Origin of the sequence: Vreelandella piezotolerans (assembly GCF_012427705.1) — a bacterium.
Taxonomy (GTDB): Bacteria; Pseudomonadota; Gammaproteobacteria; order Pseudomonadales; family Halomonadaceae; genus Vreelandella; species Vreelandella piezotolerans.
In genome coordinates, this window is the sequence record NZ_CP048602.1 from 392,197 (window position 1) to 418,227 (window position 26,031).

Consider the following 26,031-nt stretch of genomic DNA (forward strand, 5'->3'; position numbering starts at 1 on the left):
CTGCTAGGTGAAGGAGCCGTTATGGCCTGGAATTCGCGTGTCGATCACGTTGCGCCTTTTCGCGTAATGCACTTATTGGAAATGGCTCAGGCGCGTGAAGCGGCAGGCCATGACGTGATTCACCTGGAAGTGGGCGAACCTGATTTCGCAACGCCCGCCCCGATCGTCGCCGCCGGGCAGCAGGCGCTGGCCAGCGGCAGAACACGCTACACCCCCGCCGCCGGTTTAGCGTCGCTGCGCGAGGCCATTGCCGGGCACTACGCCGAGCACTTCAACGCCACGGTTGACCCCGCCCGTATTCTGGTCACCCCCGGTGCGTCTGGCGCACTGCTGCTGGCCAGCCAGCTGCTTGTCGAAAATGGTGATCGAGTGCTAATGGCTGACCCAAACTATCCGTGTAACCGCCACTTCATGGCGCTGGCAGGGGCCGAGGTCGACGCCGTGTCGGTAGGGCGTGATAGCGGCTGGCAGCTCACCGCACCGCTGATCGAGCAGCACTGGCAGGCCAACACGCGTATAGCCATGCTGGCAAGCCCCTCCAACCCGACCGGGCATACGCTGGATGCCCCGGCGCTCGCCAAGGTGATCGACACCGTGGCTGCCAAGGGTGGCGACGTCATCGTCGACGAGATCTACCAGGGGCTGAATTACGATGACGCGCCGCTGTCGGCCACGTCATTGTCAGATGACGCTTTTGTGGTGAACAGCTTCTCCAAGTACTTCGGCATGACCGGCTGGCGCTTGGGTTGGCTGGTGGCGCCAGAGCAGGCCGTCGAGCCGCTGACCCGGCTGGCGCAAAACGTCTTTCTCGCCGCACCGACGCCCTCCCAGCACGCGGCGCTGGCGGCGTTTACTCCCGAGTGCCGGGATATTCTGGAAACCCGTCGCGCTACTCTCAAACAGCGTCGCCAAGTACTACTGGATGGCTTGGCCGAGCTAGGGTTAGCGCCGGATTTGCCGCCTCAGGGGGCGTTCTATCTCTGGCTGGATATCTCCCGCTACAGCCGTGACAGCCAAGCCTTCTGCGAGCGCCTGCTCGTGGAGGAGAATGTCGCCATCACCCCGGGGATCGATTTTGCCGTACAGGGCGGCGAGCATCATGTGCGCATCGCCTTCACTAACGACGTGGCACGGCTGCAGGAGGCCGTAGTGCGCATTGCGCGCTTCGTGAGCCGCTTATGATGACCTATCCCGCACTGGTGTCCGGCACGCTGCTGCGGCGCCATAAGCGCTTTCTAGCCGATGTACGCCTGGACAGCGGGGAGGACGTGGTGGCCCACTGCCCGAATACGGGCTCGATGAAGGCGGTCAACGTACCCGGCTGCCGGGTATGGCTCTCGTCTAGCGACAACCCCAAACGCAAGCTGGCCTGGACCTGGGAGTGGATTGCACTGCCTCAGCCTGAGGGGGGGACGGCGCTGGCATCGGTGCATACGGGGCGCGCTAACCGCTGGGTTGAAAGTGCCATCACGGCGGGGGATATCCCGCCGCTGTCGGGCTATCAAACGTTAAAGCGTGAAGTGAAGGTCGGCGAAGCGCGGCTCGATTTTCGTTTGGATGACCCTGAGAAGGGCGCCGCCTACGTGGAGGTCAAACAGGTCACGCTGAAAGAGGCGGATGGGCACGGCTACTTTCCCGACTCCGTGAGCGCACGGGGCACCAAACATTTAGCCACGCTGGCGGCGCTTGCCCAGCAGGGCGAGCGGGCGGTGCTGCTATTCTGCGTGGCGCACGAGGGGATTGCGGACGTGGCACCGGCGGCGCATATCGACGCCACCTACGCGGCGGCGCTCAGTGATGCGGTGCAAGCGGGGGTCGAAGTACTGGCGTATGGCGTGACGGTGACGTGGCAGCAAAGCGTACCGATAGCGGCCCGCCTGACGCGGGCACTACCGGTACGGGTTTAGCGCTCGATATAGAAACGCTGAATGAAGCTCACCGGCTCTGGATTCTCATTGCGGTCGTAGCGCACGTCGAGGTTGAATCGCATCGGTTCGTCGTGGCGCAGCGTGAACGTGGCAAGATGGTAGGTGGCATCGCCATCGTGCACGGTGCGAAAGCTGAGCGGTTCGCGGGTGTCGGTCAAGTCGCTCACGTAGCCGCCCACGCTGGCATTTACCGGCCGCGTGGTGCCATCCGGCTGGCGCTCGCGCACGCTGACGTTGACCAGGCCGTGCCCGATACTGCGCTGGATGCTGTTTGCCTGCGCTACTTCCGGAGTAAGAAAGCGCGTTTCGATGGCGTTGTAGTGGATCTCGTAGTCGCCCACTTGTACTATTTGCTCGGCCGCTGCCTGGGTGGCGCCGAGCAGAGTGCCCAGTAGCACCATCAGCAGTGGAAAGCGTCGCAGTGTCGCGATAGCCATAGCGTGTCTCCTCTCATGAGTGAGATAAGTGCGGTATCAGGCGCGTCGGCGCACCCGGAAAATGGCGATTTCACCAAACAGGTTAGGCCACCACTTCGAGGTCCAGTGCCCCTTGTGGTCGCCCACCCCCACGGCGCGGTCGACGATCACCAACCCTTTCTCTTTACATAGGTGCTCGAAGTCGTTGAACGTCGAGAGGTGAATGTTGGGGGTGTCGTACCACGCGTGGGGCAGCGATTTCGATACCGGCATATAGCCGCGCAGCCCCAGGTGAATGCGGTGACGCCAGTAGGCGAAGTTGGGGAAGGTGATGATTCCCTCTTCGGCGACCCGCAGCATTTCATCGAGCATCTTATCCGGGCGGCGCAGCGCCTGCAGCGCCTGGGTCATGATCACCTGATCGTAGCTATTGTCGCAGAAGCTACCCAGGCCGTCGTCCAGGTTATGCTCGATGACGTTGACGCCGCGCGCCACGCACTGGGTGATGCCGTCCGGGTCGATCTCCAACCCGTAACCCGTCACGCCTTTCTCTTTAGCCAACCGCTCTAGCAGAACGCCGTCGCCGCAGGCGAGGTCAAGGACGTGTGCGTCTTGGGGAACCCAGTCGTAAATCAGTTCGAGATCTGTGCGCATTAGCGTGTTTCCTCCGCGTCGGCGGCATCGAGGTGCTGCTCTCGAGCGACGCGGCCCATGAAGGCACTGAACAGCGCTTGATAGCGCGGCTCGGGCAGTAAGAAGGCATCGTGCCCGTGGGGCGACTCGATATTGGCGTAGCTGACTGATTTACCCGCGCGGGTAAGGGCGTCCACTAGCTCTCGAGAGCGCGACGGCGGGAAGCGCCAATCGGTGGTAAAGCTGACGATCAAAAAAGGACACTGCGCCGGAGCCAGGGCGCAGGCGAGATCGCCGTCGCAGCTGGCCGCCGGGTCGAAGTAGTCCAGCGCTTTGGTCATCAGCAGGTAGGTGTTGGCATCGAAGGCGGTCGAGAAAGTGTCGCCCTGGTAGCGCAAGTACGACTCCACCTGAAACTCGACGTCGAAGCCAAAGTTCAAGTCGTCGCTGCGCAGGTCACGGCCAAACTTGCTGCCCATGGCGTCTTCGGAAAGATAGGTGATATGACCTACCATGCGGGCCAGTTTCAGTCCTCGCTTGGGCACGGTGTCGTGCTCGGCGTACCAGCCGTCGAAGAACTCGGGATCCGAGCGAATCGCCTGCCGGGCGACCTCGTTGAAGGCGATGTTTTGCGCCGACAGGCGGGGTGTGGCGGCGATGACGACGGCATTGGCAACGCGTTCGGGGTAAGTGATCGTCCACTGCAGCACCTGCATACCGCCCAAACTGCCCCCCACGGCCGCGGCCCAGCGCTCGATGCCCAAGTGGTCGGCGAGTCGTGCTTGGCTAGTGACCCAGTCACTCACCGTCACTACGGGGAAGTCGGGTCCCCACTGACGGCCGGTATCCGGGTTATGGCTTACCGGGCCGGTACTGCCGTGGCAGCCGCCCAGGTTGTTCAGCGACACCACGAAAAAGCGGTTGGTATCGATGGATTTGCCTGGACCGATATGGGCATCCCACCAGCCGGGTTTGCGGTCTTCGGCGGTGTGGTAGCCTGCCGCGTGGTGGTGCCCCGATAGCGCGTGGCAAATCAGCACCGCATTCGAGCGTTCGGCGTTCAGCGTGCCGTAGGTCTCATAGATCAGTTCGTACTCCGATAGCGTCTTGCCGCAGGCAAGCGGCAGCGGCGTATCGAATTTCACCACCTGGGGCGTTACGAGGCCAACGGAGTCCGCTGGCCGGTCGTCATAAGCAAGAGTGTCTGAATCAGGCATCGAAAGCACTAGTCCTGCAAAAATAGGTCACTGCCAAAAGTGAGCTCGGGGCGTTAGTCGAGTCGATAGGGCCGTTATAGCCCTACGAGGGCACCCGAGATGCCTGCTGCGCGAATCAGCGAACCCACGACGATGCCGTCCACCAGGTTGATGGCGATGAAGACCACGATCGGCGAGAGATCGATCATGCCCAGCGGCGGGATCACCTTCCTCACCGGTGCCATGATCGGCTCGACCAGTTGCATCACCAGCAGCGCGCCGGGGTGGCTCGCGTTCGGGGCGACCCAGCTCAGGATGATCATCACGATCATGGCAAAGAAATAGATCTTCAAAATGGCGTTGGCCAGCGCGGCCACTCCAGCAATCAGTAGCCCTGCAATGGGCGGCATGCCCACGCCAATCACCATGAAGATGGCGACCATGCTGACGACTTTCAGCACGAAACCGGCCGCCAGAGTGGCAAGGTCAAAGCGACCGGCGACTGGCCCTAAAAAGCCTTGGAATAGCCCGACGACAGGCTGAGTGATTTTGACCACCGACTGGCTGAGCGGGTTGTAGTAATCCGCCCGCGATGCTTGCAGCAAAAAACGCAGCATCAACAGAAACAGATAAATATTGATCAGCGAGTTCACCAGCATTAACCCGGCGCTGCCTAATTGACTTCCCATTGCGGCTTCTCCTCGAAAATAGCGTTTGGCATCGTTCACGGCCTATTGGCGGCGTGCGACTCAGGCGTTACCGCTTAACTCTTTGGACATGGCGTCGGCGCGCTCGGCGCAGGCGTTCATAGCGTCGGCGATGATCGTGCGCAGATGCGCCTCTTCCATATGATGAATGGCACGCTCGGTGGTGCCGCCCGGTGACATGACGTTCTGTTTCAGCGTGGCCGGGTCTTTGTCACTGCGCTGGGCCATGGTGGAGGCGCCCAAGGCGGTTTGAATGGCCAAGCGGCGAGCGGTATCGGCAGGCAGACCGAGCTTCACGGCGGCCTCTTCCATGGCTTCGAACATCAAAAAGAAATAGGCCGGTGCGCTGCCGGACACGGCGGTCACGGCATCCAGCAGGCGCTCTTCGTCGACCCATTCGACGATCCCAACGGCTTCCATCAGCTGCGTGGCCAGCGTGCGCTGGGCGTCACTGACCGCCGCGTTGGCGTAGAGGCCGCTGGCGCCGATGCCGACCAGCGACGGGGTGTTGGGCATGCAGCGCACCAGGGCGTTGCCGCCACCCAGCCACTGATCGATGGTGTCTGCATCCAGCCCCGCCGCAATGGACATCACCAGCGGCGCCTGTTGCTGGACGCTGTCACGCAGCGCTTCGCAAACGCCGCGCATGATCTGCGGTTTGACCGCCAGAACGACCACGTCCGCCCCGCTGACGGCGGCGCTATTGTCGGTGTGGGTATGAATGCCCAGGCGCGCTTTCAGCGGAGCCAGTTCGCTGTCGTTGGGGGCCGTGGCGGTGATATCGCTGGGTGAGACACCGCTTTCGATCAGGCCGCCGATAATGGCGCTGGCCATGTTGCCCGCGCCAATGAAGGTGATCTTGCTCGCCATGGGGGTATCCTTTTTCGCAAATGGCTGCGTCGTGCAGCGTGTGTAGTAAGCCGTGTGTGGTTCGAGCCGCCGTTAGCCCCGGGCGCCAAAAATGGCGGTGCCTAAACGTACCAGCGTGGCGCCCTCTAAAACAGCCGCTTCCAAATCGTCACTCATGCCCATCGATAGCGTATCCAGCGGCGCATCGGGCAGTGCCGCTTTGAGCTCATCCAATAGCTGGCGCAGCGCTGCCAGCGGCTGGCGCTGTGCCTCTAGCGTCGCCGCTGGGGCGGGAATCGCCATCAGCCCGCGCAGGGCTAAGCCGGGTAGCGCGGCAATGTCTCGAGCCAAAGCCAAGGCATCTTCCGGCAGCACGCCGGACTTCGTGGCCTCGCGGCTAATGTTGACCTGCAGGCAGACGTTCAGCGGCGGTAGCGCTGCTGGGCGCTGTTCGCTCAAACGTTTGGCAATTTTCAAACGATCCACGCTGTGTACCCAGGCAAACTGCTCGGCCACGGCACGGGTCTTGTTCGATTGCAGCGGGCCGATGAAGTGCCACACGATGCCGTCAAGATCCTTGAGCGCCGCCTGTTTATCCAGCGCTTCTTGCAGGTAGTTTTCACCAAACTCGCGCTGGCCGTGCTGCCACGCTTCGCGCAGCATGTCGGCGGGCTTGGTCTTGCTCACCGCTAACAGAGTAGCGCTGGTGGGCGAGCGCCCTGCTTCTTCAAGCGCTCGTCGCAGGCGTTCACGCGCAGAGGCCAGTGACTCGGAGAGCGCGTTGTCTGTCATACTCAAGCACCTTACCGCAGCTGGGAAAGAGAGATGGATATTACAGAACTGCTGGCATTCTCGGCAAAGCAGAATGCGTCCGACCTGCACCTTTCGGCGGGATTGCCGCCCATGATACGTGTTGATGGCGATATTCGTCGGCTTAATGTACCCGCCATGGAGAACGACGACGTGCGGCGGCTGATCTACGACATCATGAACGATCGGCAGCGCCGTGACTACGAAGAGCACCTAGAAGCGGACTTTTCCTTCGAAGTGCCGGGCGTGGCGCGCTTTAGGGTCAATGCCTTCAACCAGGCACGCGGGGCAGGGGCCGTCTTTCGTACCATTCCCAACAAGGTGCTTTCCATGGACGCCTTGGGCATGGGAGAGGTGTTCCAACGCCTGTCGATGCTGCCCAGGGGCTTGGTGCTAGTGACTGGGCCGACGGGGTCGGGCAAAAGCACGACCCTGGCGGCAATGATCGACTACATCAACGATCACCGCTTCGAGCATATCCTGACCATCGAAGACCCGGTGGAGTTTGTGCACACCAGCAAGCGCTGCCTGATCAACCAGCGGGAGGTTCATCGCGATACCCATAGCTTTTCGGGGGCGTTACGTAGCGCGCTGCGCGAAGATCCGGACGTGATTTTGGTCGGCGAGCTTCGTGATCTCGAAACGATCCGCCTGGCGCTGACCGCGGCTGAAACGGGACACTTGGTATTTGGGACGCTGCACACCACCTCTGCGGCGAAAACCATTGACAGGATCATCGATGTGTTTCCCGGCGATGAGAAATCCATGGTGCGCTCGATGCTCTCCGAATCGCTCCAGGCGGTCGTTTCGCAAACGTTGCTGAAACGCCAGGGTGGCGGACGCGTGGCAGCCCACGAGATCCTGATCGCCACGTCGGCGGTTCGTAATCTGATCCGTGAAGATAAAGTGGCACAGATCTACTCGGCCATTCAGACTGGCGGCGCCCTGGGGATGCAGACACTCAATGCGTCGCTCGCCAAGTTGGTCAAGGAGGGCGTGGTGAGTATGGACGACGCCCAGGCACGCGCAAAAGGCACGCTGACGTTAAAAGACGAGTAACCGCAGCGGGAGGGTAGTGCGATAGGTGAGCTACCCAGCGGTGCACCGATAAATGTGTAGGCGCCGCTAGGGAGCGTAAATGCCGCCGAGCACCCTCGGGCCGCTAGCGCCAGTCACGGAAGGCAAATTGCCGGGTAACCCGTGAAGCCGCTGATGGGCGAGCCAGGCAAAGGCTCCTGCTTCGATCCAATCTTCCGGCCAGCCCAGCGTGGCGGGGGAGAGCAGCGTCACCTTGGGTAGATGCGCTGCTAACCTTTCCATCAAATAGGCATTATGAGCACCGCCGCCACCCACCAGCAGCGTGGCGCTGGACTGGCTTAGCGGCAGTTGGGCCACCCCTTGCGCAACGCTCACCGCCGTCAGTTCGGCCAGCGTTGCCTGGACGTCGCTTGGAGCTTCGTTGCCGGTGAGGTGGTCGTTCAACCACGCTAAGTGAAATAGCTCGCGTCCAGTACTGCGTGGCGGCGGCTGGTGAAAAAAGGGTTCTTTAAGCAGGCGGGCGAGCAGCGATTGGTCGACCTGACCGCTGGCCGCCCACGTGCCGTTCTCATCGAATCGTCCAGTGTGATGCTTGGCAAACCAGGCATCGAGCAGCACGTTAGCCGGTCCAGTATCGAAGCCCACCACGGCGCGCTCTTGATCCTGGGGGAGCCAGGTGAGATTGGCAAAGCCGCCCAGGTTGAGCACGAGCTTTTCGCCTGGCCGCTGCCCAAATAGCGCTTGGTGGAAAGCGGGTGCTAAAGGCGCTGCTTGTCCACCAGCGGCGAGATCCCGTCGGCGAAAGTCGGCGACGACCGTGCATCCCGTCAATTCGGCTAGCAGGCTTGGGTTATCCAGCTGCAGCGTATAGGCCGGGCCGCCCTGATGGCCTTGGGGCGCGTGCTCTATCGTCTGACCGTGGCTGCCAATCGCCGTAATCTGAGCCGCGGCGAGCCCTTGGTTCGTTAATAGTGCCGTGACGGCCTGGGCCTGGAGGCGGCAAAAAGCATCCTCGGCGGCGGCCAGCTCGGCAAAGCTCGCGGAGGGTGTGTGGCATAGGTGCAAGAGCTGCGTATGCAGCCTATCGGGCATGGCAACGGCGGCCGTGGCTATGAGTATAGGCGGCGTGCCGGGAGTGAGTGACACCAAGGCGGCATCGATGCCGTCCAAGCTGGTGCCTGACATGAGCCCGATATAGTAGGCCGTCGATGTGGCGGTAGAGGTTTTCATCATGCGTGTCGTCCAAAACGGGAGGAAGGCTCAACCAAGGCGGTGGAGCGTGATAACATCGCCCACTATCGATCATTTAAACGCCTTTAACGGCACATAGTACATGGAGAGAGGCAATGAGTGAGGTGGATCAGGCGTTAGCGCTGCTGTCGCGGGGGACGCATGAAATCCTGGTAGAAGACGAGCTGCGCAAAAAGCTCGCGTCCGGTCGTAAACTGCGTATCAAGGCAGGGTTCGATCCGACGGCACCTGATCTGCACCTGGGGCACAGCGTACTGCTGACCAAAATGCGCCAGTTCCAAGAGCTTGGCCACACCGTCATCTTTTTGATTGGTGACTTCACTGGCCGCATTGGCGATCCGACCGGTAAAAACGTCACTCGTAAGCCATTGACGGAAGCGGATGTCAAAGCGAACGCGGAAACCTACAAAGAGCAGGTGTTCAAGATCCTCGATCCGGAAAAGACCGAGGTGCGCTTCAACGCCGAATGGTTTGGCGAGCTAAGTGCCGCCAAGATGATCGAGCTGGCCGCGCAAAGCACCGTCGCCCGGATGCTGGAGCGCGACGACTTTGAAAAGCGCTATAAAGCCAACCAATCCATCGCCATTCATGAATTCCTCTATCCGCTCGTACAGGGGTACGACTCGGTCGCACTGGAGGCCGACGTGGAGTTGGGCGGTACCGACCAGAAATTCAATCTGCTCATGGGGCGCGAGATTCAGAAGCACTTCGGGCAAGAGCCCCAGGTGGTCATTACCATGCCGCTGCTGGAAGGTTTGGACGGCGTGCAGAAAATGTCAAAGTCGCTTGGCAACTACGTCGGCGTGGATGAAGCACCGGGCTCCATGTTCAATAAACTGGTCTCCATGCCCGACAGCTTGATGTGGCGTTACTTCGAACTGCTCTCGCTCAAATCGAACGAAGAGCTCGACGCGCTAAAGCAAAGTGTCGAGCAGGGCGCCAACCCGCGCGATGTGAAAATGGAACTGGCCCGCGAGCTGATCGCCCGCTATCACGGCGACGAGGCAGCGGCCAATGCGCACAAGTCGGCGGGTAACCAGCTGGCCGATGGTGAGCTGCCGGAAGATCTGCCGGAAGTGAAGGTAGACTTCGAAGACAGCGAGCAAGCGCCCATCGCCGCTGTTCTGAATCGCTCCGGCCTGACAAAGAACAGTGCCCAGGCCAAGGACATGCTGAAAAATGGCAGCGTCAAGGTCGATGGCGAGGTCGTTGCTCAGGACACCATGCTGGCCACCGGTAAGGTGTACGTCATCCAGGCAGGCAAGAAGCGTTACGCCCGTGTGACGCTGATGTGAACGTTTTGAAAACTTTTTCACATTAGCCCTTGCCAACCCGGCATCGAATCCGTAAAGTACGCATCCGCTGACGGGGACGCTCAGCGTTACCAGCGGTGATGAGGTTGAAAAACCTCTTGTTTGTCAGGAAGTTAGAGCTCTGTGGTAGGTTGGTCAGATCGCTCGCTTCGCCCGCTGAAAACAGCGGTTGACAAACGCCACGGAATGCGTAGAATACGCCTTCCTCGCTGAGGCAACACGGGTCAGGTCATCGAGCCCGCCGCAGCGACATTACGAAAGTTGCTCTTTAACAATTTGATCAGGTAATTCATGTGGGCGCTTGCCGATGAGGGTGACAAATCACCCATTATCAAGGCAAGCGACTCGTCAAACAGGCTTCGGCCTAATGAATGAATTCGTTTGACCCTTGAGCCAAGTTTGGTTCGCTTCTGTTGCTTCGGCGACAGGCAAGAACCGCATCGATCTTAAACTGAAGAGTTTGATCATGGCTCAGATTGAACGCTGGCGGCAGGCCTAACACATGCAAGTCGAGCGGTAACAGATCCAGCTTGCTGGATGCTGACGAGCGGCGGACGGGTGAGTAATGCATAGGAATCTGCCCGATAGTGGGGGATAACCTGGGGAAACCCAGGCTAATACCGCATACGTCCTACGGGAGAAAGGGGGCTTCGGCTCCCGCTATCGGATGAGCCTATGTCGGATTAGCTAGTTGGTGAGGTAACGGCTCACCAAGGCCACGATCCGTAGCTGGTCTGAGAGGATGATCAGCCACATCGGGACTGAGACACGGCCCGAACTCCTACGGGAGGCAGCAGTGGGGAATATTGGACAATGGGGGGAACCCTGATCCAGCCATGCCGCGTGTGTGAAGAAGGCCCTCGGGTTGTAAAGCACTTTCAGCGAGGAAGAACGCCTAGCGGTTAATACCCGCTAGGAAAGACATCACTCGCAGAAGAAGCACCGGCTAACTCCGTGCCAGCAGCCGCGGTAATACGGAGGGTGCAAGCGTTAATCGGAATTACTGGGCGTAAAGCGCGCGTAGGTGGCTTGATAAGCCGGTTGTGAAAGCCCCGGGCTCAACCTGGGAACGGCATCCGGAACTGTCAAGCTAGAGTGCAGGAGAGGAAGGTAGAATTCCCGGTGTAGCGGTGAAATGCGTAGAGATCGGGAGGAATACCAGTGGCGAAGGCGGCCTTCTGGACTGACACTGACACTGAGGTGCGAAAGCGTGGGTAGCAAACAGGATTAGATACCCTGGTAGTCCACGCCGTAAACGATGTCGACCAGCCGTTGGGTGCCTAGCGCACTTTGTGGCGAAGTTAACGCGATAAGTCGACCGCCTGGGGAGTACGGCCGCAAGGTTAAAACTCAAATGAATTGACGGGGGCCCGCACAAGCGGTGGAGCATGTGGTTTAATTCGATGCAACGCGAAGAACCTTACCTACTCTTGACATCCTGCGAATTCGGTAGAGATACCTTAGTGCCTTCGGGAACGCAGAGACAGGTGCTGCATGGCTGTCGTCAGCTCGTGTTGTGAAATGTTGGGTTAAGTCCCGTAACGAGCGCAACCCTTGTCCTTATTTGCCAGCGCGTAATGGCGGGAACTCTAAGGAGACTGCCGGTGACAAACCGGAGGAAGGTGGGGACGACGTCAAGTCATCATGGCCCTTACGAGTAGGGCTACACACGTGCTACAATGGTCGGTACAAAGGGTTGCCAACTCGCGAGAGTGAGCCAATCCCGAAAAGCCGATCTCAGTCCGGATCGGAGTCTGCAACTCGACTCCGTGAAGTCGGAATCGCTAGTAATCGTAGATCAGAATGCTACGGTGAATACGTTCCCGGGCCTTGTACACACCGCCCGTCACACCATGGGAGTGGACTGCACCAGAAGTGGTTAGCCTAACGCAAGAGGGCGATCACCACGGTGTGGTTCATGACTGGGGTGAAGTCGTAACAAGGTAGCCGTAGGGGAACCTGCGGCTGGATCACCTCCTTAACCGATGACTCATCCTCGCGGTAAGCGCTCACAATGAATTACCTGATCAGAATACTGTTGTTACGCAGTGATAAGCGTTTTCTTCACATTAAAAAAAGAAAAAAGGTCTTTCTTTTTCTTTTGAAGTGAAAAAAAGCATCCGCTTATCACTGCGCATAGCAGTCGCTCTTTAACAATGTATATCATGCTGACATGAACGTTTTATAACGTTCATACGTAATTGTTAAGTGATACGTCTCAAGCGTATCCGGCAATCGTTATCATTGCGAGACACCAGACCCCTTCGGGTTATAGGGTCAAGCAATGAAGCGCACACGGTGGATGCCTAGGCAGCCAGAGGCGATGAAAGACGTGGTAGCCTGCGATAAGGTTCGGTGAGGTGGCAAACGACCTGTGACCCGGACATCTCTGAATGGGGAAACCCACTCATCACAAGATGAGTATCTTGCGCTGAATCCATAGGCGTAAGAGGCGAACCAGGGGAACTGAAACATCTAAGTACCCTGAGGAAAAGAAATCAACCGAGATTCCCCTAGTAGCGGCGAGCGAACGGGGACCAGCCCTTAAGCGTGTGAATGATTAGGCGAACAGACTGGGAAGTCTGGCCATAGCGGGTGATAGCCCCGTAGTCGAAAATCTGATCACGTGAAATCGAGTAGGTCGGGGCACGAGAAACCTTGACTGAAGACGGGGGGACCATCCTCCAAGGCTAAATACTCCTGGCTGACCGATAGTGAACCAGTACCGTGAGGGAAAGGCGAAAAGAACCCCGGAGAGGGGAGTGAAATAGATCCTGAAACCGTGTGCGTACAAGCAGTAGGAGCGGACTTGTTCCGTGACTGCGTACCTTTTGTATAATGGGTCAGCGACTTATATTCAGTGGCGAGGTTAACCGTATAGGGGAGCCGTAGGGAAACCGAGTCTTAACTGGGCGACACAGTCGCTGGATATAGACCCGAAACCGAGCGATCTATCCATGAGCAGGGTGAAGGTTGAGTAACATCAACTGGAGGCCCGAACCAGGATCTGTTGAAAAAGATTTGGATGACTTGTGGATCGGAGTGAAAGGCTAATCAAGCTCGGAGATAGCTGGTTCTCCTCGAAAGCTATTTAGGTAGCGCCTCACGTATCACCGCCGGGGGTAGAGCACTGTTTCGGCTAGGGGGTCATCCCGACTTACCAACCCGAGGCAAACTCCGAATACCGGTGAGTGCCAGCGTGGGAGACACACGGCGGGTGCTAACGTCCGTCGTGAAAAGGGAAACAACCCAGACCGTCAGCTAAGGTCCCCAAATCCTGGTTAAGTGGGAAACGATGTGGGAAGGCTCAGACAGCTAGGAGGTTGGCTTAGAAGCAGCCATCCTTTAAAGAAAGCGTAATAGCTCACTAGTCGAGTCGGCCTGCGCGGAAGATGTAACGGGGCTAAACCAGGTACCGAAGCTACGGGTTCACACGATGTGTGAGCGGTAGAGGAGCGTCGTGTAAGCCGATGAAGGTGTGTTGAGAAGCATGCTGGAGGTATCACGAGTGCGAATGCTGACATGAGTAACGATAAAGGGAGTGAAAAACTCCCTCGCCGGAAGACCAAGGGTTTCTGTTCGACGCTAATCGGAGCAGAGTGAGTCGGCCCCTAAGGCGAGGCCGAAAGGCGTAGTCGATGGGAAACGGGTCAATATTCCCGTACCGGACATGATTGCGATGGGGGGACGGAGAAGGCTAGGTGAGCCAGGCGTTGGTTGTCCTGGTGAAAGTGAGTAGGCTGAGCGCTTAGGTAAATCCGGGCGCTCAAGGCCGAGACACGAAACGAAGACACTACGGTGTCGAAGTCATTGATGCCACGCTTCCAGGAAAAGCCTCTAAGCTTCAGATCATGTGCGACCGTACCCCAAACCGACACAGGTGGTCAGGGTGAGAATCCCAAGGCGCTTGAGAGAACTCGGGTGAAGGAACTAGGCAAAATGGTGCCGTAACTTCGGGAGAAGGCACGCCGGCGTAGGGTGAGAGGACTTGCTCCTTCAGCCCGAACCGGTCGAAGATACCAGGTGGCTGCAACTGTTTAGTAAAAACACAGCACTCTGCTAACGCGCAAGCGGACGTATAGGGTGTGACGCCTGCCCGGTGCCGGAAGGTTAAGTGATGGTGTTAGGCCTCGGCCGACGCTCTTGATCGAAGCCCCGGTAAACGGCGGCCGTAACTATAACGGTCCTAAGGTAGCGAAATTCCTTGTCGGGTAAGTTCCGACCTGCACGAATGGCGTAATGATGGCCACGCTGTCTCCACCCGAGACTCAGTGAAATTGAAATCGCCGTGAAGATGCGGTGTACCCGCGGCTAGACGGAAAGACCCCGTGAACCTTTACTATAGCTTCACACTGGACGCTGATGTTGCCTGTGTAGGATAGCTGGGAGGCTTTGAAACCCGGACGCCAGTTCGGGTGGAGCCAACCTTGAAATACCAGCCTGGCATCATTGGCGTTCTCACTCAGGTCCGTGATCCGGATCGAGGACAGTGTGTGGTGGGTAGTTTGACTGGGGCGGTCTCCTCCCAAAGCGTAACGGAGGAGCACGAAGGTACCCTCAGCACGGTCGGACATCGTGCAATGAGTGCAAGAGCATAAGGGTGCTTGACTGCGAGACAGACACGTCGAGCAGGTGCGAAAGCAGGTTCTAGTGATCCGGTGGTTCTGTATGGAAGGGCCATCGCTCAACGGATAAAAGGTACTCCGGGGATAACAGGCTGATACCGCCCAAGAGTTCACATCGACGGCGGTGTTTGGCACCTCGATGTCGGCTCATCACATCCTGGGGCTGAAGTCGGTCCCAAGGGTATGGCTGTTCGCCATTTAAAGTGGTACGCGAGCTGGGTTTAGAACGTCGTGAGACAGTTCGGTCCCTATCTGCCGTGGGCGTTGGATGTTTGAGAAGAGCTGCTCCTAGTACGAGAGGACCGGAGTGGACGACCCTCTGGTGTTCCGGTTGTCACGCCAGTGGCATTGCCGGGTAGCTATGGTCGGACGGGATAACCGCTGAAAGCATCTAAGCGGGAAGCCCCCTTCAAGATGAGACATCCCCGAGGCCTAGAGCCTCCTAAAGGGCCCAGCGAGACCAGCTGGTGGATAGGCACGGTGTGGAAGCGCTGCAAGGCGTTGAGCTAACGTGTACTAATGGCCCGTGAGGCTTGACCCTATAACACCCAAGGGGTCTGGTCGCCGTGATAACGACCGAGTGGACAGCCACTCGAAAAACCGGATACGCATCCGCCCGCCAAGACGCTGGCGGACAAGAGACGATCACTTACCGCGTCAACGACGCACTCAGCATGATATGCATGACCCGTTACGCCTGACGACCATAGCACGCGTGAACCACCTGATCCCATGCCGAACTCAGAAGTGAAACCGCTTAGCGCCGATGGTAGTGTGGGGTCTCCCCATGCGAGAGTAGGTCATCGTCAGGCACTTATTACGAAACCCCGGCCATCTGGTCGGGGTTTTGTCGTTAAGGGGTCTCTCCCTGGACCCGTTTGTCGGGAACGAACGGGAACCGCTTCAGCGGGCCCGAAGGGCGAGTCTCAGGATGAGACGAGTAAAGTCGCGGAGCGCCGCCCGCCGGGTGGCCGGCCCGAACATAATCAGGCACTTATACCGCAAAGAACCCAGCCAATCGGCTGGGTTTTTTGTTGCGCGCTCGATAAGCGCGCCATTATTCAGGCCCTGAGTACGCTGTGCTCGGGGTTTTTTGCTATGCGTTTGAAACACTGCAAACGACTCGATCAACGATAGCCCATGCACAAAGCTTCCTTGAAACGGCTGTTTTAATAAATTAAATAACAAGGAGTTACTGCTTTGTAGTGGCGAGTGTACCGCACGACAACTAGTATGGTGTGGTACCTATCATTAAAGCAGCATCTCAGGAGGAGACGCGATATGAGTACCCCGTTGATGAAGAAGCTAGCGGTTGCCCTACTGATGGCCATGATGGTGGGCGGCTTAGCAGCCTGTGATAACCAGGGCCCTGCAGAAGAAGCAGGTGAGAGCATCGATGAAAGCATGGAAGATGCGGGTGAAAGCCTGGAGGAGATGGGCGAAAATATCGAAGAGTCGGCAGAGGAGTAAGTAAAAGGCTCTTTGCAGTATAGCGATACACCACCGATACAAAAACAGCCGCTGATAAGCGGCTGTTTTAGGTTTTGAGGCTTAAAATTTTAGGCTTGGGAAGTGGTCAGGCGAGTTGTCATTATGCACCTGGGTTTTGCTCGATACCCTGTAAGTACCAAGGCGCTTGGTCGCGCATGCTGCGAGTCAGGTGCCAGGTTTCGTTGAACTCGGTTTGTTCACCGTTTTCGTCCAAGATACCGTGGAAAATCACGGTCGCTTCAGCATACCCCTCATACTCGTTAACATCCCCAAGTTCGGCAAATAGTTTCACCACCTCGGTCTGATTGTTAGCAGGCTGTTCGGCACGCTCTTGACGCAGCAGGTTATAAAGTTCAGGGGTCACATACTCCTGTATTTTACTGAAATCGTTATTATCCCAAGCGCGTTGGAGTGTCATAAAGTGCTCTTTCGCACCTCCTAGGAAGCGCTCTTTATCAAACCAGGCGGGGGTACTCTGCAAACCGCTTGCTAAGCTCCCAGGGGTTGCTTTGAAGTGGCTGGTCGATGCATGCGGCATCTCTTGACGCTCACGCTGATAGCCATGCGTCACGGATGCGGGTCGACGCTGCCGCATGAAGGCTCGGAAGGCGACAATAGCCAGCACGGCAACGCCCGCCATGACAAGCAGGTCCATTAAGCGTAGCTCGTCGAACGCCCCGCCGAAAAACAGCGCCGCCAGCAAGCCGCCCGCCAGCAAACCACCCATCATGCCCCCCATGCCGCCGCGGCGGGCAGCACTCGCGGCGCCTGCCTGTTGCTGGGTGCCTTGAGCCTGTTGTTGTGCGGGCGTGCTGGCTGGACGATCAGCGGAGCGTGACACGCTACCCATACTGCTGCCACCGCCTAGGCGGCGTGCCTCTGCGTGTTCGATGGCGGCGCTAACGCCCATAACGCTCACCAATAGCATCACAAAGAATTGCCTTAACATGTTGATTCTCCAATAAGGATGCAGGGAATGCCAAATGCTTCGGTGCGAAGCAGATAGAAAAGGTTGGGCTGTCAGTTTACCGTGTAATACCTCGCCTAGGTGATGGTAAGCGCTGTTATAAAGACAAAAAAAGGAGCGAAAAGTGCGTTTAGATCAGTCTCGAAGCGTCCTATTGATGATCGATTTTCAAGCCGGTTTGCTGCCCGTCATCGAGGGTGGCGAGGCGGCGATTAAAGAGGCTGCTTGGCTTGCCGGTATTGCCGGTGCTTTGCAGGTGCCGGTATGGCTAACCGAGCAGTATCCTGAGCGGCTGGGTGGCACTACACCGACGCTGTTGGAGGGCTTGGGAACGCACGAGCTGTGGCAAAAGCGGCATTTTAGTGCGACAGAAGAGGAGTCGTTTAGTCAGGCGCTGGCCGCGCTTGGACGCAAGCAGGTGATCGTGTGCGGTACCGAAGCGCACATCTGCGTACTGCAGAGCGCGCTGGGGCTGTTGGAGGCGGGGTATCAAGTATTTTGGCTGAGTGAAGCCACCGCCAGTCGCCGGTCGGATGAGGCGCGCCTTGCTCGTCAGCGTGCGTGTGCCAATGGGGCGGTGGCGGTGTCCGCGGATATGGTGGCCTATGAGTGGCTCCACCGCTGTGATACGGCCACTTTTAAAGAGATTCATCGCCGGTTTTTAAAGCCAAGGTCGGCTCAAGCGGTCACCTTTTATTGATCTTAACGATCCGTTTCGCGACGGGTGAACACGAGCGTATCGCCTTCGGAGGCGGCGGAATCGAAACGGTAGCCTGCCACATCGAAGTCTTTGAGCGCTTCGGGGTCATTGATCTGCTGTCGAATGATCCAAGCGCTCATCAACCCGCGCGCTTTTTTCGCATAGAAACTGATGATTTTGAACGTGCCGTTTTTCTCATCCTTGAAGACGGGAGTGATCACTCGGGCATCCAGCTTCTTAGCTTCGATGGCTTTGAAGTATTCGTTGGAGGCTAGGTTCACAAGCACTTTCGACCCACTCTCGGCAATCGCACTGTTCAGCGCAGGTGTCAGGAGGGGCTTCCAATAAGCGTAAAGATCCTTGCCCGCATCGTTGGGCAGTTTGGTACCCATTTCCAAGCGGTAGGCCTGGATCAAGTCCAGCGGACGCAGCAAACCATAGAGACCCGATAAAATACGCAAATGCTGCTGGGCAAACTGATTGTCCGCATCGCTGAAGGTCTCGGCTTCCAGACCCGCGTAGACGTCTCCCTGAAACGCCTGCACGGCAGGTTTGGCGTTGTCCAGCGAGAAAGGGGGCTGCCACTCGGCAAAGCGAGCCGCGTTCAGGCCTGCTAGCTTGTCACTGATGCCCATTAGGTCGCTGATTTTCTGAGGGGAGTAGCCGCGTAGAATATCGATCAGCGGCTGGCTGTGTTCGAGGAAATCCGGTTGTGTGACGTTTTGGGTCGTCGGAGGTGTTTCAAAATCCAGCGTTTTGGCGGGGGAAATGACGCTCAGCATGGCGTGCTCCTTGTGCCGTGACAAAAGGGGGCCGCGGAACGCGGCCACAATATGGATAGTGAGATTATATCAAGCCTTGGCGGCAGCCGAGGCTATCGACACGATAGGAGCCGTTAGGGGCAGGGGTTCGGCATGCGGCGGTGGATATCGTCGATGGCAGTCAACACATCGTCGTCGAGCTTCAGGCCCTCGCTGGCGAGGTTGCTCTCCAACTGCTCCATGGTCGTGGCACCAATGATGTTGCTGGTCAGGAAGCTGCGCGAATTGACGAATGCCAGCGCCATTTGCGCGGGGTCGAGCCCATGCGCGTTGGCCAGATCGACGTAGGCTTGTGTCGCGGCGTCGGCTTCGGGCGACGTATAGCGTTTGAAGCGCTCATAGAGCGTCAAGCGGCCTTTTGGCGGCTGGGCGCCGTTGAGATACTTACCGGACAGCACGCCAAACCCCAGCGGCGAGTAGGCCAGTAACCCGACGTCTTCGCGATGGGCAATTTCTGCCAAGCCTACTTCGAACGAGCGGTTCAACAGATTGTAAGGGTTTTGTATGGAGGCAACGCGGGGCAGGCCCAGTTGATCAGAGAGCTGAAGCATCCGCATGACGCCCCAGGGCGTTTCATTGGAGAGACCGATGGCGCGAATCTTCCCAGCATCGACCAGCTCTTTCAGAGCGGAAAGCGTCTCTTCCAGCGGGGTGGCGTCTTCCTGCTCCGCGTGGGTGTAGCCGAGTTTGCCAAAAAAGTTGGTGTGACGATCAGGCCAGTGCAATTGGTACAGATCGACATAGTCCGTTTGCAGGCGCTCAAGGCTGGTGTCGATAGCTTGGTGGAGATGGTTGCGGCTCATCTTAGGGCCGCCGCGAATGTGTTCTAAACCTGGGCCTGCCGCTTTGGTGGCAATGATCACATCGTCGCGAGCACCGCGAGCGTTTAGCCAACTGCCGATATAGGCTTCCGTCCGGCCTTGCGTCTCTGCCTTTGGCGGAACCGGGTACATTTCTGCCGTGTCGATAAAGTTGATACCGAACGCGACCGCGCGGTCGAGCTGCTCATGAGCCTCGGCTTCGCTGTTCTGTTCACCAAAGGTCATCGTGCCTAGACAGAGTCGGCTGACCTCCATCCCGGTTCTCCCCAGTGGGCGCGTTTGCATGCTTGTCTCCTCGCTTAGGCAAAAACGTGGCTGGAAAATGAGCGATGCCTATCGACGTTACCAGCCTGTGGGAGGCATGTTAGCGAGGCTCTACAAAAGCAGCAAATCAAGAGGGTTGAGTCAGGACGACGGCAGGCGTATGCTTGCCAGCCCATTGACCGGCCAAGCGCCGGTTTATCGTATGGTTAGCCATCGTGGAAGGTGAGATGGTTAGCCGAAGGTCTCAACAGATAGGCAGGGTGGTTTGCCATGCCGCAGGCATCATCGTTGTTTACCCGGTTGGAGTTTCGTCTCGCCGAGCAGCTGTTTCACACCCGTTGGTTACTTCCGCGTTCACCGCGCACGCAGCGTCTCACCATGCGACTGTTCAAGCGGTGTGCCGAAGCGGGGCACCCGGATGCACAGTCGATCTATGGGCACATGTTGTTCCACCGCAGCTTGTCGCCACAGGATAAAGCGCGTGGCGCGCGCTACGTACTGGAAGCGGCCCAGGCAGGCGATGTAAAGTCACAGTATCAGGTGGCACAAATTCATGAGCACGGCTGTGTGCAGTATCCTCGCCGTGAGGATTATGCGGTGACGTGGTACGCCCGTGCAGCGCAGGCAGGCCACTATCTGGCAGCGGATCGCCTGGCGCGTGCCTACCGCTTGGGCGAGCTAGGCTTAGCCGTGGATCATGAACAAGCCGACTACTGGCAGCGTATGGCCGAGCGGCAGCCTGCGGCGGAAATGGCCGCCGCCTGAGCCCCGTACCCGGTGGCGATATAGAAAAGAGGAAATCAGTGTCCGAGACGCTACCTACAGTGCTAGATATTGAAGCGTCCGGATTCGGGCGCGGCAGCTATCCGATCGAGGTGGGCATCGCCCGCGCCGACGGTAGCTGCTGCGCGTTTCTTATTCAGCCGTTGGATGAGTGGGTGCATTGGGACCCCAAAGCAGAGCTTCTGCATGGCATCTCTCGCGAGCGGCTGATGAAAGAGGGCTACCCAGTGCGCCAAGTGGCCCAGTGGCTCAACGACGAGCTGCGGGAGCTAGGTAAGGCGTACAGCGATAGCTGGGGCTACGATAATACGTGGCTATCGTTGCTGTTCCACCATGCTGGTATGTTGCCCCGTTTTCGCCTGGAAGCGCTACGCATTCTGCTTAGTGAAGAGCAGCAGGCGTTGTGGAGTGATACCAAAGAGGCCGTCGTGGCAGAGCGAGGCATCCACCGCCATCGTGCCGGAGAAGATGCCCGTTTGCTCCAGCTTACCTATCAGCGCACTCGCACGCTGACCCTCAAAGCCTAACCGCGTCTCGACGTTAATCCAACTGGGCTTCAAGGGCATCCAATAGAAGATCGGGCGTCGAAGCATCAAGCAGCATGTCACGGGTCGTTTGGGCCAGAAAGCCGTGGCTAACCGTGCTATCCAAAAAGGCTAGCAGGGGCGCGTAAAAGCCTTCGGTATCTAGCAGCCCCATTGGTTTGTCATGGAGCCCCAAATAGCCCCAGGTCCAGATTTCGAATAGCTCCTCGAACGTACCAATACCGCCCGGTAGAGCAATGAAGGCATCGGCATTCGCTGCCATAGTGGCTTTACGCTCGTGCATATTGGGCACGCGAATCAGTTCCGTTAAGCCAAAGTGCGCCTGTTCACGCTCGACCAAGTGATCCGGCATCACGCCGATCACTTGACCTCCTGCTTCCAGCGCCGCATTGGCCAACTCTCCCATGAGCCCAACGCGTGCGCCGCCATATACCAATGTATGCCCGCGCTGCCCAAGGCTCGTGCCGAGGGTGTGCGCGGCTTGGCGAAAGGCCGGGCTGTTACCTTCCCGAGAACCAAGGTAAACACAAATACGTGACATCGTCAGGGCGTCCTTATCGCAGAGAGATCTGATGACAGCGGTTCAATTCGCACGCGGCGCTAGGCCAAGCAGCGCTGAACGTCATAGTGCTCGTCCATCCACTGGCCGATGACATTGTGGCCGCATAGGTGGTGAGCGTACTGGGTGTGTAGGCAGCGCACCTGCTGCCAATTACTGATACCGCCCACGCCGCGCTCGGTGAGTACATCGGTGTAGCCCAAGCGACCCACCTCTTCGCGCTGAGCCTCGCTCATCGAGCGCCAGCGGGCGTCGACGTAGTCGCGGTGGCTTTGCTGATAAGCGGCGAGAAATGCCGGCTCTTCCTGCAAGCGCTGCTCTAGAGACTTGATCACGCCCACGGCTTCGATGCGCGAGATCTCGATTTTCAGCAGGTCCGAGCAGAGCCAGTAAAGCGTGGGGAAAGGTTTGCCATCCACGATCGGCGCCATACGCAGTACGAGTGGCGTGCCTTGGGCGTCAGTGGCTGCAACGGCTTCGATACCGCGAGGCGCGCGCCCGAGCTGTTGAGTAATGATCGCCAGCTGGCGCTCGTCGGGGGCTTGGTCGGTACGAATTACCATTGTGTAGCAGTCTCACTTTCGGTCGTCTTGAACAAATTTAGTCGAGCGGCCAACGGCGCGGAAAAAGCAGCGGTTGAGCTGTTCAGGAGAGGCGACGTAGCGCCACTTCTCTTCGCAATACTCGGCGGCGCGCGCCATCAGCACGTCGTAGAGTCGATTGAACGGGGCATCATAATCGTAGGGGTCCGCGCCGAACAAGCGGATATGCGGGTAATCGGCGAAGCGCTCCATGAAGTAGCGTTCTAGGTCGGCTTCCACGGCGCGATGCTGCGCCGTGTTATCAGGATCTATCCAGAGATTGTAGCGGATGGCCATGGTGACTCCTGGAAGGCCCCGCCATGTTAGGCGGGCAAAATTAAGCGGAAGCGGGCGCCGTTTCTAAATGCGCCGATAAAGCCTCGCGAAGAGCACCCTCGATGGGAACGGCTCGCTTCTCCTGATGATCGTACTGCACCATCACCGTATGGCCCAGATTGGTTAGCGTACCATGCTGCCGGGCTTCCTGGGTGACGGTAAACGAGCTATTGCCCAGCCGGGTCAAGTAGGTACGAATTTCGATGTCGTGGCCGTAAAACAGTTCAGCGCGATAGTCCACTTCCATACGTGCCATGATCAGTCGCCACTGTTTAGGATTCAGGTCGGGCGTGAACAACTTGAAGAGATCGTTACGCGCCAGCTCGAACCATGCGGGGAGGCGTGTGTTGTTGATATGGCCCAACGCATCGGTATCGTAAAAGGCGGGTTCTATGGTGCGAGTAAACATGACGCGATCCTTGTTATTAGTGTGTAAAGTGAGCCCGACCCAGCATTAACCCAAGCGAGCGCTTGGTCAAGTGTTGCGGCGCTGATACCAAGCCGTCAACTGCATCCAGCCAAGCAGCCATAGCGTGGCGGCGAGAAACCCCGCCAGCGTTCCCCAAAAAAGCCCTAGCGAGCTGTAAGTATACGAAACGCATAGGGTGTAGCTCAGCAGCGAGCCAAGGCCGGCGGGATAGTGCTTGATGACCGTCGCCACGGGCGCGTGGCCGTGCCCCACGTGAAGGATCAGTAAAAACGGCAGCATCGTTACCGGAAACGCCGCCAGCGTGCCGGCCCATTCGGGCGGCAGCCAGTGGGCAGTGCGCGTAATGGCAAACACGATGAGCGTCGCTAGCCCAGCCCGTGCCGCCAAAGCGGGCCACGAAAAGGCGCGTCTAGCGCTACTCTTCACATCCGGTATGGCGCGAAACAGCCAGCTGAAGACGCCAATGGCGCACAGTGTGACCAGCGTGCCGGTAAGGCGTGTGAAGCTGAATTGGGCGAGCAGCGTACTCACCGCAAGCCAAGCCGCAAAGCCTCCTAGCAGACCGCCCATCACCCCTTTGAGGCCGGTCTGGCGGCCTGCGACGAGATAACCCGCGCCCAGCGCCATGGTGGCGGTAAACCCTGCTAAGGTATGCACGGCGCTTTGAGTGGCAAAGGTGGGCGATATCTCCAAGCCGATAAAAAACAGCGCCAGGGCCGTACCGAGCGGATAGCCCGATAGTAGCCCAGCAATGCGAGGGCTAGCCCGTACGGCGATGGTGCCCAACCCCAGCACCATGCTGACGGAGAGGCCAAACTTGGCCAGTTGCCAAGTGAGTGGAACGTCTAACATGCGGCGTTTTCCTTTCGTTATTATATCGATGTGAACATAGCGCTAGCGTGATCGGCGCAGTGGGTATGTACCACCGTGACATTATTTGTCTGGGAGGCTCGTTGCCGTGACCCATTCATCAGATTCAGGCGCCCATGCGCTCTCCCCGCCGCCCAAACCCGATGGCTGTGAACTGTGCCAGCGTGCATCGGCCTTGACCAAACATCATCTCATTCCGCGCACGCTGCACAACAAGCCGCGTTATCAAAAGCGTCATACACGCGAAGAGCGACTCACGGCCATCGTGTGGCTTTGCCACCCTTGCCATAAGCATATCCACCGACTGTATAGCGAGCGTGAGCTAGCCGATCGTTTTGCCAACCTGGAGGCGCTGAAGGGCGATGCCGATATTCGTGCTTTCGTGGAGTGGCTGGCCACCAAGCCTGCTGGCTTCAAGCCCAAATCGCCCGTGCGCAAGCGGCGCTAGGCTAGACCAGTCTAAGCCCCTGCTGGTCGCGCCAAGCGGCTTCTAGTGCCTCCGCAAGCGGTTCGACGAGGTGGCTAGGCAGCGCAGTGCGGGCGGCGTCGAGTGACTCGAACGAGCGGTTGCGCAGCCAACAGTAGGCCCAGGCGCAGGCTTCCTCGTCGCTTTGCGGGGTAGGCCTAGCAGGCATTTGATTGAGCAGAAAGACGGCCGTCCGCGGTGCCCAGAGAGGCATCTCGCCCTGCGTGTCTTGGCTCCACTGCTCCAGCGTGGCCCCGTTTGGCGTGGCATCGGGGGTGCCCAGTTTGGCGACCCGGGCGGTCTCCGCCAGAATCAGCGCGAGCTGGTCGGCGTCTGCCTGACCCAGCGAGCGCCACTGCCGCAACAGCGCCGACAGGCCTGCGCGCATCTTGGTATAAAAGTCATCTTGCGGCATGCTCAGTGTCTACTCCCGTAGAAATAAGTGAGATCTGTTATGGCGTTCGATTTTGCCACGCCCGTGGAAAGGCGCGCTCCCGAAGGACAGTATGCCTCGCAGAAGTGGCACCGCTACGCGGCGGACGTGCTGCCGCTGTGGGTCGCCGATATGGACTTTCACTCGCCGCCCGCGGTGATCGACGCGCTCCAGCGACGGGTCGCTCACGGCGTTTACGGCTACGGCGAAGTGCCCACCACGCTGAGTGAGGCGCTGTGTCAATGGAGCGCTCATCACTATGCGTGGTCCATTGAACCCGAATGGCAGCAGTGGCTGCCGGGCGTGGTGCCTGCACTGCACTTTGCCGCCATGGCCTTGACGCAGCCTGGCGAGGGTGTGCTCACCATCGCGCCGATCTACCCGCCTTTTCTGGCCGTGGCCGAACGCACCGGGCGGCTAGCGCAACGGGCGATGTTAGCGGAGCCTGCTGCCCCTGGCGAGCCTTGGCGGCTGGATATCGAGGCGCTGGAAGCGGCCATCACCCCGCAGACTCGGCTGCTGCTCTGGTGTCATCCGCATAACCCGACCGGGCGCGTATGGACGCTCCAGGAACTCGAACAGCTCGCTGCTCTGGTCGAGCGCCACGATTTATGGGTGGTCTCCGACGAGCTGCACTGTGATTTGCTGCTGGACGAAGGCGCTCGCCACCGCCCCCTGGCGGCGCTATTTCCGGAGCTGGCCAAACGCACGATCACGCTGTGGGCACCTTCGAAAACCTTCAATCTTGCCGGGCTCACCAGCGCCTGCGCGATCATTCCCGATCCGGCACTACGCCGCCGATTTGCCGAGGCTACCAAAGGCTTTTTGCCGGACGGCAACGTGTTGGGCCTGGTTGCAGCCGAGGCGGCCTATCGCGAGGGCGAGCCCTGGCGTCAGGCGCTATTGGACGTGTTGCGTAGCCACCGTGCCACGCTCGAGGCGCGTGTGGCCACGTGGTCCGGCGTATCGATGAGTGCGCCGTCGTCGACCTATTTGGCGTGGCTAGACATGCGTGAGGCAGGCTTGGGTGACTCCCCGGCGCGCACGCTCTTGCAGCAAGCAGGGGTAGCGCTCTCTGAGGGGGCGGCGTTTGGCTGCCCCGGCTTCGTGCGGCTCAATTTCGGCACCACCGCTTCCCAACTGGAAGCGGCGTTATCACGGATGGATACGCTGCTAAAAGCGTAACGTTGCCTTCGTC

General features: G+C 58.7%; 26 protein-coding genes and 3 rRNA genes. 13 read left to right on the top strand and 16 right to left on the bottom strand.

The features are described from left to right. Positions 1-21: 21 nt before the first annotated feature. The gene (locus tag GYM47_RS01850; RefSeq protein WP_153843146.1) at positions 22-1,182 is read left to right on the top strand and encodes an aminotransferase class I/II-fold pyridoxal phosphate-dependent enzyme; all 1,161 of its coding nucleotides are present in this window, start codon (positions 22-24) and stop codon (positions 1,180-1,182) included. After that, positions 1,179-1,907, top strand: coding sequence for a DNA/RNA nuclease SfsA (sfsA, locus tag GYM47_RS01855; RefSeq protein ID WP_153843145.1), 729 nt, complete (start codon positions 1,179-1,181; stop codon positions 1,905-1,907). Before GYM47_RS01850 ends, sfsA begins: the two co-directional genes overlap by 4 nt. On the opposite strand, the gene GYM47_RS01860 is transcribed toward sfsA, so the two are convergent. The 6 genes from GYM47_RS01860 to GYM47_RS01885 all read right to left on the bottom strand — a co-directional run bounded on the left by GYM47_RS01860 (position 1,904) and on the right by GYM47_RS01885 (position 6,521). Further along, a complete protein-coding gene (locus tag GYM47_RS01860; protein ID WP_153843144.1) occupies positions 1,904-2,365 on the bottom strand; it encodes a DUF4426 domain-containing protein in 462 nt (153 codons plus the stop codon). The genes sfsA and GYM47_RS01860 overlap by 4 nt on opposite strands. 36 nt (positions 2,366-2,401) lie before the next feature. Then, the gene (gene metW / locus GYM47_RS01865; protein ID WP_139527991.1) at positions 2,402-2,998 is read right to left on the bottom strand and encodes a methionine biosynthesis protein MetW; all 597 of its coding nucleotides are present in this window, start codon (positions 2,996-2,998) and stop codon (positions 2,402-2,404) included. Then, positions 2,998-4,194: a homoserine O-succinyltransferase MetX gene (metX, locus tag GYM47_RS01870; protein ID WP_139527992.1), complete on the bottom strand. Its 1,197-nt coding sequence runs from the start codon at positions 4,192-4,194 to the stop codon at positions 2,998-3,000. The genes metW and metX overlap by 1 nt, the downstream gene beginning before the upstream one ends. 74 nt (positions 4,195-4,268) lie before the next feature. Beyond that, positions 4,269-4,862 carry a YggT family protein gene (locus GYM47_RS01875; RefSeq protein ID WP_153843143.1) on the bottom strand — a complete coding sequence of 198 codons (594 nt, stop codon included), beginning with the start codon at positions 4,860-4,862 and terminating at the stop codon, positions 4,269-4,271. Positions 4,863-4,922: 60 nt separating this feature from the next. Continuing rightward, positions 4,923-5,750 (bottom strand): pyrroline-5-carboxylate reductase, encoded by an 828-nt coding sequence (proC, locus tag GYM47_RS01880; RefSeq protein WP_153843142.1) that lies wholly within the window; start codon positions 5,748-5,750, stop codon positions 4,923-4,925. 72 nt (positions 5,751-5,822) lie between these two features. Continuing rightward, on the bottom strand, positions 5,823-6,521 hold the full coding sequence (locus tag GYM47_RS01885) for a YggS family pyridoxal phosphate-dependent enzyme (RefSeq protein ID WP_153843141.1): 699 nt from the start codon (positions 6,519-6,521) through the stop codon (positions 5,823-5,825). Between the two features lie 33 nt (positions 6,522-6,554). Here GYM47_RS01885 and GYM47_RS01890 point away from each other — a divergent pair, with 33 nt between their 5' ends. Continuing rightward, positions 6,555-7,598 (top strand): type IV pilus twitching motility protein PilT, encoded by a 1,044-nt coding sequence (locus GYM47_RS01890; protein WP_153843140.1) that lies wholly within the window; start codon positions 6,555-6,557, stop codon positions 7,596-7,598. A 66-nt stretch (positions 7,599-7,664) separates the two neighbouring features. On the opposite strand, the gene GYM47_RS01895 is transcribed toward GYM47_RS01890, so the two are convergent. After that, complete coding sequence (locus GYM47_RS01895; RefSeq protein ID WP_153843279.1) at positions 7,665-8,807, bottom strand: anhydro-N-acetylmuramic acid kinase; 1,143 nt, start codon at positions 8,805-8,807, stop codon at positions 7,665-7,667. A 116-nt stretch (positions 8,808-8,923) separates the two neighbouring features. Between GYM47_RS01895 and tyrS the strand changes: the two genes are divergently transcribed. From tyrS to GYM47_RS01920, 5 genes are all read left to right on the top strand, one after another. Next, positions 8,924-10,123, top strand: coding sequence for a tyrosine--tRNA ligase (tyrS, locus tag GYM47_RS01900; protein ID WP_153843139.1), 1,200 nt, complete (start codon positions 8,924-8,926; stop codon positions 10,121-10,123). 466 nt (positions 10,124-10,589) lie between these two features. Further along, positions 10,590-12,122: ribosomal RNA gene (locus tag GYM47_RS01905) — 16S ribosomal RNA — on the top strand. A gap of 294 nt (positions 12,123-12,416) precedes the next feature. Beyond that, a 23S ribosomal RNA gene (locus tag GYM47_RS01910) occupies positions 12,417-15,307 on the top strand. Between the two features lie 155 nt (positions 15,308-15,462). Continuing rightward, positions 15,463-15,578 (top strand): 5S ribosomal RNA (gene rrf / locus GYM47_RS01915). Together the 16S, 23S and 5S rRNA genes form the textbook arrangement of a ribosomal RNA operon. A 469-nt stretch (positions 15,579-16,047) precedes the next feature. Then, positions 16,048-16,236, top strand: coding sequence for a YybS family protein (locus tag GYM47_RS01920; protein WP_139528229.1), 189 nt, complete (start codon positions 16,048-16,050; stop codon positions 16,234-16,236). A gap of 121 nt (positions 16,237-16,357) precedes the next feature. Here GYM47_RS01920 and GYM47_RS01925 read toward each other — a convergent pair whose 3' ends face one another. Further along, a complete protein-coding gene (locus GYM47_RS01925) occupies positions 16,358-17,206 on the bottom strand; it encodes a Tim44 domain-containing protein (protein ID WP_139528230.1) in 849 nt (282 codons plus the stop codon). 142 nt (positions 17,207-17,348) lie between these two features. On the opposite strand from GYM47_RS01925, the gene GYM47_RS01930 reads away from it, so the two are divergent. Then, positions 17,349-17,924: an isochorismatase family protein gene (locus GYM47_RS01930; protein WP_153844033.1), complete on the top strand. Its 576-nt coding sequence runs from the start codon at positions 17,349-17,351 to the stop codon at positions 17,922-17,924. A 2-nt stretch (positions 17,925-17,926) separates the two neighbouring features. Here GYM47_RS01930 and yaaA read toward each other — a convergent pair whose 3' ends face one another. Both yaaA and GYM47_RS01940 read right to left on the bottom strand, forming a co-directional pair. Beyond that, a complete protein-coding gene (gene yaaA / locus GYM47_RS01935) occupies positions 17,927-18,706 on the bottom strand; it encodes a peroxide stress protein YaaA (RefSeq protein WP_153844034.1) in 780 nt (259 codons plus the stop codon). 113 nt (positions 18,707-18,819) lie between these two features. Further along, positions 18,820-19,851 carry an NADP(H)-dependent aldo-keto reductase gene (locus tag GYM47_RS01940; protein ID WP_139528233.1) on the bottom strand — a complete coding sequence of 344 codons (1,032 nt, stop codon included), beginning with the start codon at positions 19,849-19,851 and terminating at the stop codon, positions 18,820-18,822. A 249-nt stretch (positions 19,852-20,100) separates the two neighbouring features. On the opposite strand from GYM47_RS01940, the gene GYM47_RS01945 reads away from it, so the two are divergent. Next, positions 20,101-20,595: a tetratricopeptide repeat protein gene (locus tag GYM47_RS01945; protein WP_139528234.1), complete on the top strand. Its 495-nt coding sequence runs from the start codon at positions 20,101-20,103 to the stop codon at positions 20,593-20,595. 38 nt (positions 20,596-20,633) lie between these two features. Beyond that, positions 20,634-21,140, top strand: coding sequence for a hypothetical protein (locus GYM47_RS01950; protein WP_139528235.1), 507 nt, complete (start codon positions 20,634-20,636; stop codon positions 21,138-21,140). A gap of 13 nt (positions 21,141-21,153) precedes the next feature. Here GYM47_RS01950 and GYM47_RS01955 read toward each other — a convergent pair whose 3' ends face one another. The 5 genes from GYM47_RS01955 to GYM47_RS01975 form a co-directional block, all read right to left on the bottom strand. Then, positions 21,154-21,699: an LOG family protein gene (locus GYM47_RS01955; RefSeq protein ID WP_153844035.1), complete on the bottom strand. Its 546-nt coding sequence runs from the start codon at positions 21,697-21,699 to the stop codon at positions 21,154-21,156. A 59-nt stretch (positions 21,700-21,758) separates the two neighbouring features. Then, positions 21,759-22,280, bottom strand: a complete 522-nt coding sequence (locus tag GYM47_RS01960) for a DUF501 domain-containing protein (protein WP_139528237.1) — start codon at positions 22,278-22,280, stop codon at positions 21,759-21,761. A gap of 12 nt (positions 22,281-22,292) precedes the next feature. Beyond that, on the bottom strand, positions 22,293-22,595 hold the full coding sequence (locus GYM47_RS01965) for a hypothetical protein (protein WP_139528238.1): 303 nt from the start codon (positions 22,593-22,595) through the stop codon (positions 22,293-22,295). A 40-nt stretch (positions 22,596-22,635) separates the two neighbouring features. After that, positions 22,636-23,043, bottom strand: a complete 408-nt coding sequence (locus GYM47_RS01970; RefSeq protein WP_139528239.1) for an acyl-CoA thioesterase — start codon at positions 23,041-23,043, stop codon at positions 22,636-22,638. A gap of 66 nt (positions 23,044-23,109) precedes the next feature. Further along, a complete protein-coding gene (locus tag GYM47_RS01975) occupies positions 23,110-23,916 on the bottom strand; it encodes a hypothetical protein (RefSeq protein ID WP_153844036.1) in 807 nt (268 codons plus the stop codon). Between the two features lie 106 nt (positions 23,917-24,022). Between GYM47_RS01975 and GYM47_RS01980 the strand changes: the two genes are divergently transcribed. Then, a complete protein-coding gene (locus GYM47_RS01980) occupies positions 24,023-24,382 on the top strand; it encodes a hypothetical protein (RefSeq protein WP_139528241.1) in 360 nt (119 codons plus the stop codon). A gap of 1 nt (position 24,383) precedes the next feature. On the opposite strand, the gene GYM47_RS01985 is transcribed toward GYM47_RS01980, so the two are convergent. Next, positions 24,384-24,815 (bottom strand): hypothetical protein, encoded by a 432-nt coding sequence (locus GYM47_RS01985; RefSeq protein ID WP_153844037.1) that lies wholly within the window; start codon positions 24,813-24,815, stop codon positions 24,384-24,386. 39 nt (positions 24,816-24,854) lie between these two features. Here GYM47_RS01985 and GYM47_RS01990 point away from each other — a divergent pair, with 39 nt between their 5' ends. Next, complete coding sequence (locus GYM47_RS01990; protein WP_153844038.1) at positions 24,855-26,018, top strand: MalY/PatB family protein; 1,164 nt, start codon at positions 24,855-24,857, stop codon at positions 26,016-26,018. The last annotated feature ends 13 nt before the right edge of the window (positions 26,019-26,031 follow it).

Excerpts from the sequence above, each read along its gene's own strand:
- GYM47_RS01920 (WP_139528229.1), top strand. The coding sequence starts at position 16,048 with ATGAGTACCCCGTTGATGAAGAAGCTAGCGGTTGCCCTACTGATGGCC.
- GYM47_RS01895 (WP_153843279.1), bottom strand. The coding sequence starts at position 8,807 with ATGAAAACCTCTACCGCCACATCGACGGCCTACTATATCGGGCTCATG.
- GYM47_RS01875 (WP_153843143.1), bottom strand. The coding sequence starts at position 4,862 with ATGGGAAGTCAATTAGGCAGCGCCGGGTTAATGCTGGTGAACTCGCTG.
- GYM47_RS01970 (WP_139528239.1), bottom strand. The coding sequence starts at position 23,043 with ATGTTTACTCGCACCATAGAACCCGCCTTTTACGATACCGATGCGTTG.
- metW (WP_139527991.1), bottom strand. The coding sequence starts at position 2,998 with ATGCGCACAGATCTCGAACTGATTTACGACTGGGTTCCCCAAGACGCA.
- GYM47_RS01990 (WP_153844038.1), top strand. The coding sequence starts at position 24,855 with ATGGCGTTCGATTTTGCCACGCCCGTGGAAAGGCGCGCTCCCGAAGGA.
- yaaA (WP_153844034.1), bottom strand. The coding sequence starts at position 18,706 with ATGCTGAGCGTCATTTCCCCCGCCAAAACGCTGGATTTTGAAACACCT.
- GYM47_RS01945 (WP_139528234.1), top strand. The coding sequence starts at position 20,101 with ATGCCGCAGGCATCATCGTTGTTTACCCGGTTGGAGTTTCGTCTCGCC.
- GYM47_RS01965 (WP_139528238.1), bottom strand. The coding sequence starts at position 22,595 with ATGGCCATCCGCTACAATCTCTGGATAGATCCTGATAACACGGCGCAG.
- GYM47_RS01890 (WP_153843140.1), top strand. The coding sequence starts at position 6,555 with ATGGATATTACAGAACTGCTGGCATTCTCGGCAAAGCAGAATGCGTCC.
- GYM47_RS01885 (WP_153843141.1), bottom strand. The coding sequence starts at position 6,521 with ATGACAGACAACGCGCTCTCCGAGTCACTGGCCTCTGCGCGTGAACGC.
- GYM47_RS01850 (WP_153843146.1), top strand. The coding sequence starts at position 22 with ATGGCCTGGAATTCGCGTGTCGATCACGTTGCGCCTTTTCGCGTAATG.
- sfsA (WP_153843145.1), top strand. The coding sequence starts at position 1,179 with ATGATGACCTATCCCGCACTGGTGTCCGGCACGCTGCTGCGGCGCCAT.
- tyrS (WP_153843139.1), top strand. The coding sequence starts at position 8,924 with ATGAGTGAGGTGGATCAGGCGTTAGCGCTGCTGTCGCGGGGGACGCAT.
- GYM47_RS01925 (WP_139528230.1), bottom strand. The coding sequence starts at position 17,206 with ATGTTAAGGCAATTCTTTGTGATGCTATTGGTGAGCGTTATGGGCGTT.
- GYM47_RS01975 (WP_153844036.1), bottom strand. The coding sequence starts at position 23,916 with ATGTTAGACGTTCCACTCACTTGGCAACTGGCCAAGTTTGGCCTCTCC.
- GYM47_RS01955 (WP_153844035.1), bottom strand. The coding sequence starts at position 21,699 with ATGTCACGTATTTGTGTTTACCTTGGTTCTCGGGAAGGTAACAGCCCG.
- proC (WP_153843142.1), bottom strand. The coding sequence starts at position 5,750 with ATGGCGAGCAAGATCACCTTCATTGGCGCGGGCAACATGGCCAGCGCC.
- GYM47_RS01960 (WP_139528237.1), bottom strand. The coding sequence starts at position 22,280 with ATGGTAATTCGTACCGACCAAGCCCCCGACGAGCGCCAGCTGGCGATC.
- metX (WP_139527992.1), bottom strand. The coding sequence starts at position 4,194 with ATGCCTGATTCAGACACTCTTGCTTATGACGACCGGCCAGCGGACTCC.
- GYM47_RS01940 (WP_139528233.1), bottom strand. The coding sequence starts at position 19,851 with ATGCAAACGCGCCCACTGGGGAGAACCGGGATGGAGGTCAGCCGACTC.
- GYM47_RS01860 (WP_153843144.1), bottom strand. The coding sequence starts at position 2,365 with ATGGCTATCGCGACACTGCGACGCTTTCCACTGCTGATGGTGCTACTG.
- GYM47_RS01985 (WP_153844037.1), bottom strand. The coding sequence starts at position 24,815 with ATGCCGCAAGATGACTTTTATACCAAGATGCGCGCAGGCCTGTCGGCG.